Annotated in this window: 7 protein-coding genes; 3 read left to right on the top strand and 4 right to left on the bottom strand. The window is 38.9% G+C overall.

The features are described from left to right. Nucleotides 1-178: 178 nt before the first annotated feature. The 4 genes from D0T57_RS14950 to D0T57_RS14965 all read right to left on the bottom strand — a co-directional run bounded on the left by D0T57_RS14950 (nt 179) and on the right by D0T57_RS14965 (nt 2,566). Entirely contained in the window at nt 179-478 is a 300-nt protein-coding gene (locus tag D0T57_RS14950) for a helix-turn-helix domain-containing protein (protein ID WP_163274277.1), read from the bottom strand. Further along, nucleotides 478-642, bottom strand: a complete 165-nt coding sequence (locus D0T57_RS14955; RefSeq protein ID WP_163274283.1) for a helix-turn-helix domain-containing protein — start codon at nt 640-642, stop codon at nt 478-480. Before D0T57_RS14955 ends, D0T57_RS14950 begins: the two co-directional genes overlap by 1 nt. 123 nt (nt 643-765) lie before the next feature. Further along, nucleotides 766-1,041, bottom strand: a complete 276-nt coding sequence (locus tag D0T57_RS14960; RefSeq protein ID WP_163274278.1) for a DUF3408 domain-containing protein — start codon at nt 1,039-1,041, stop codon at nt 766-768. 550 nt (nt 1,042-1,591) lie between these two features. After that, nucleotides 1,592-2,566, bottom strand: a complete 975-nt coding sequence (locus tag D0T57_RS14965) for a hypothetical protein (protein WP_163274279.1) — start codon at nt 2,564-2,566, stop codon at nt 1,592-1,594. A 530-nt stretch (nt 2,567-3,096) separates the two neighbouring features. Between D0T57_RS14965 and D0T57_RS14970 the strand changes: the two genes are divergently transcribed. From D0T57_RS14970 to D0T57_RS14980, 3 genes are read left to right on the top strand one after another with little or no spacing between them, the layout of a single operon-like run. Further along, entirely contained in the window at nt 3,097-3,282 is a 186-nt protein-coding gene (locus D0T57_RS14970) for a hypothetical protein (protein ID WP_163274280.1), read from the top strand. After that, on the top strand, nt 3,272-3,622 hold the full coding sequence (locus D0T57_RS14975) for a MobC family plasmid mobilization relaxosome protein (RefSeq protein WP_163274281.1): 351 nt from the start codon (nt 3,272-3,274) through the stop codon (nt 3,620-3,622). The genes D0T57_RS14970 and D0T57_RS14975 overlap by 11 nt, the downstream gene beginning before the upstream one ends. Next, the gene (locus tag D0T57_RS14980; protein ID WP_163274282.1) at nt 3,612-4,589 is read left to right on the top strand and encodes a relaxase/mobilization nuclease domain-containing protein; all 978 of its coding nucleotides are present in this window, start codon (nt 3,612-3,614) and stop codon (nt 4,587-4,589) included. The genes D0T57_RS14975 and D0T57_RS14980 overlap by 11 nt, the downstream gene beginning before the upstream one ends. Nucleotides 4,590-4,684 lie beyond the last annotated feature (95 nt).

A 4,684-nucleotide genomic window follows, 5' to 3' on the forward strand; every position in this document is an offset into this window, starting at 1 on the left:
GCCTAAATTTGAAACGAGATACAAGAATAATTTCTCCACCAAGAAAATTCATTCTTTGTGGAGAAAACTATGAGGGAATTATTCAGTGAACCCTAATTAAAAGAATGCTTGTTTCTTCAATATGCAGGCAACTTCAACTCCCTCCCCTCAGAATCAGCATATACATTTTTGTTCCTCTTTAAAAAGGCAGCTCCGGTGACCTGTAATTCTGGTACAGTACCTGTTGCAGTTCCTCTTCCGGGTAAAGTATTTTACCGCCAATCATTGTATAACATATTAGGCGATTATCACGCAAATTCTGGAGTGTCCGGGGTGAAATATGAAGGTATTTCATTACTTCCTCTCCGCTTAGGTATCGCTTGTCTGCTAACGTAGGACGATGTTTATCACGGACATCTTGTATGTCCTGAAAGGATTGTTTAATTTGTCCTTCAAATTCCTTGAACTCTTCGGACGAAAAATCAATAAACTTATCCATTATACCCCCCGTTTCATACCCTCTTCGAGAAGTTTATTAATATCTTCCTCACGATAGTAAACTTTACCTCCCAGCATAGAATAAGGCATCTTGCCATTATTCCGCCATGTTTGAAGTGTTCGCTTTGAAATACCGAGCGCACGGCAGACATCCGACGAATCTATTCAGCCGTCACGGGGATTGGGGCAGTATAGCTCTTTCAATGCACTCACTTCTGTTGTCAGCCTTTTTATCTGCTGCCTGAGATTTTCCCAGGCATACAAGTCTATGCAAACAATTTCCATATTTTATTCCTTTTCATTAAATGTGTTTGCCAGTGAACGTTTCAGTCCTTCATTAGCAACACGGGTGATTAATTCTTTATTTACCGTCAAATGGTCTGCAAGGATATTCGACAATAGAATAGTCGGCGTAATATCCGGTACGATATGTTGTAGCGAAGAAACCAATGTTTGTAACTTTTCTTTCATCCGAACATCAATATATACCGGAGTATAGTCCTTTACCTTCTGTACCCCTAAAAAACGTCGGTTATAATCTTCCTCGTCTTTCTTGCGGGACACTTTCGTTTTGGGTGCTGTTCATGTACTATCCTCAATCATTTCGGATATATCTATCTTTTCAGATTCCTGCTTACCTTTTTCTAATTCTGTGTTCATAAATGTTTTATTAAAAAGTTCATATTAGCCGGATAATTCCGGCTGTTATCTCTCTCAATTGGATAATCGGGATAGTCATTCATCCCTGATGCGGTTGGCTTTACCCATAACCTCAATCTTTCGGAAGGATAAACGATATACGACTTTGCAAACCGTTGTTTCCGAAATCGGGTGCAAGATATGAACTCCCGTATGCCCACCCTGTTTAGATAACAGCCTTACATAACAGCTTTGGGCTGTATGCCATTGATTATCAAATTGATTTTGTGAAATATATAATATAAATCCGGCTAAATTGCTAACATAGGTAAGCCTGTCAATTGGCATTAACCCATTGATACACAACGAAAGTTGGCAAATTGAGTGAAATTGAAAATATTTTCAACTTTTTTGGAAAATATTCCTATGAGTTATAAATCAGGATATAATTAACGGCTCATGCAGTATTTATTGGTTACTCATCCCGATATTCGTTCATTTCTTCGATAGCCTCATCTATGATAATCAGCCCGCGGACAGCCTCCTTTTCACTCTTCTTACGGTTGTTCTGGAATTGTTGCATAGGAATATAATGTTGTTGATCACCATAGCGTTGTCTATTGCCTTCGGTGCGGAATGATATAAAATCTTTGTTTCCGTCGGCAACAGAAATCCATTTATCTTTGATATACTGATATTCTTTTAATCGTTCAAAAAGGTAAACCAGTGTTTTTTGGTTGGTCACTTCTAACGGTTCCGTCAATTTCCCTTTGAGTAGTTTTTTGAGGTCAGTTACCTTTAACCGAAGGCGGAATAGTTTTATTTGCTCTATACATTCCGCTAACAGTGCATATTGTTTGTTATTTAGTTTGGGCTCGTAGGAGCGTTTGGCTTTGGTTCGTTTGGTTTCTAATTGGGAAGTAGGCTTTATTTCGACTTTGGTTTCTTCATTCCCGGCTGCCGGAGTTTTCTTATCCGATAAATCTTCTTCGGATTCGGTTTTTGGCTCGGATACTTTATCTTCATATTTCATTAAGATCCGTTCCAAAGTGATTAGGTCAACCAATTCCTTAAAGTAAGGCAAATCTATTTTATCCAGCTCTTCCGCATAGTTCGCCGGATTTATTTCTACCGGGGCAGCTTTAAACGTGCGGTAACGCTGATAAACCTCTTTGGTAATATCATCATAGAAATCGCTGTACCAAAGATAGTTGTCCCGTCCGTCATGAAAATAACGTAGAACACTTTCAAGCGGGGGATTATGACGGATAATATCCAATATCTTTACACGGTATAGGGTAATATCTTCCCGTGCGGGTTTCATCCGGTACAGCATACCGGACGCAGTTTCATAACTTATACCCACAAAGCGGTCAAGACATTGTTGAACCTCACGGAAACCTTCTTCCGGGAAATCCGGATATTCTATGTTATCATCCAATTCAAACATGGGTTAAAGATACATATTTTCAAAGTAATATGGGTAATATTAGTAACATGGTAATAAAGGTAGCTTACTCTATATGTATGGATAGCAAATGAATGCAACCGAAAGCAAAATTATATGCAAATGTTTGACTATCACATTTATAACTTATATTTGTTTTTTGTATCTATGTTGGATGCATCTAAATATAATGTACAATGGTAACTTTATCCAAACTTATTCTTTCTAACAGCTCTCTATACACTTGAAGAGCTAATGGCAATACAATCCGTGTATTGCTAAACCCGGGCAGTCTACTCTTGAGTCCGGCTTTATTCAAAATGATTGTCGACGAGCCAAAAAACAAAGAGACTTCCGCCTCTTTATTTTTTTTCGTGCGCCAAAGGAGCAAGGTAATCGCACGGGTAACCCGAAATTCGCCTTCGGCTCTTTCGGCTTCCTTCCATGCATACCTTGCCCTGCGGGGCTGTGACCACGCAAAAGATAAATCCGGCGTACCTTGAATTTCCCTTTTGCTTCAAAACCCGCTCCCGTTGGTCGCAGATTTTGAGGTCACTGAACAGCCCTTTCGTGCTGCTCCCGATGGTCGCATCCCTGCCGGGTTGTTGGGCAAACCTTCACTTCATCTCCCGTTGGTCGCTTTCGTTTCGGCTTGCCCGGAGGGTGGAAACGAACGGATATTTTTCCATAATTCTAAAGGCATGATTTATGGAAAATAAGAAAAAGGATAAGACCAAAAGAGGTCGCCCCGTGAAAGAAAAAGCGAAGCTGACCAATTCGATTAATCTAAAGTTGACCGAAGCGGATTTCAATTCCATAAAGGAAAAGGCAGAAAAGCTGGGTATGAAAGCTACACAATATGCGCGGGAAATGACATTAAAAGGAGGTATTAAATCTCGCTTCACTTTGGAAGAACTCGACATGATGCGAAAGCTATCCGGTATGGCAAATAACCTGAATCAGATAGCACGACAGGCAAACACTTATGGTTATTCCAATACTGCTTTGGATGTAATTATAATACTGGAACAAATAAAAAAACTCTTGCATGATCGCTAAGAATATAAAGGGAAAATCGTTTAAAGGTTGTGTTTCATATGTGATGAATGACACGGCAACTATACTTGAAGCAGAAGGTATTTGGACGGATAATACGAAGAATATTATCCGCAGCTTTGCCATGCAACGCTCCGGCAGGAAAGAGATAAAACAACCTGTCGGGCATATTCCTATATCTTTTTCGCCGGAAGATAAGGAGCGGATGACAGATGAATTTATGGTGCAACTCGCCAAAGAATATATGCATGAAATGGGAATAAAAAATACGCAATATATCGTTGTGCGGCATGGTAATACAGAGAATCCTCATATACATATTGTATATAACAGGATTAATAATGACTTGAAATTAATATCTGTCAATCACGATTATAAACGGAATATTAAGGTTTGTAAGAAACTAAAAGACAAATATAATCTGACTTATGGCAAGGGAAAAGAAAAGGTAAAGCGGGAAAAGCTGGATAATCCGGATAAAGTAAAGTATAAAGTCCACGATGCGATTAAAGCTGTGTTACCAGATTGTAAGAATCCGGCAGACCTCAGACTCAATCTTGAAAAATTTGGAATTGAAATTGATTATAAGTTCAAGCGTGGCTCAAATGAGATTGAAGGTGTGTCATTCCGGCATGATGGTGTTGCATTCAAAGGTTCTGAAGTTGACCGGAAATTCAGCTTCGGAAATTTGAAAAAAGAGTTTCTGAAAAATCTTTTAGACGAGGATAGACGGATGGAAGAAAAATATCAAAAAGAACGGAAAGAAGTAGAACAAAAACAGCAACAAGCAGAGCAAAAGACAAAACAGGAAACCCCATCAACAAATCGAAACCTTGTAATTTTAGGAGTAGAATTGTCAGCGGAACAGGAAAAAGTCTTAAGAAACGGTGGTGTCATTTTCCTTGAAAATATGAACCAGACTAATGGAAATGGTAAGTTTTCCTCCCATGTTTTCCTAAATGATGAGTAATCATTCGGTCTGCCTCATCTTTTACAAGATTTATATAGTTTTTACCTTTGCTGAGAGAGTTAACGATAAATTAAGGAGCCATCAGTTTATGCAAA

It is taken from the genome of Dysgonomonas sp. 511 (assembly GCF_010501105.1).
Lineage (GTDB): Bacteria > Bacteroidota > Bacteroidia > Bacteroidales > Dysgonomonadaceae > Dysgonomonas.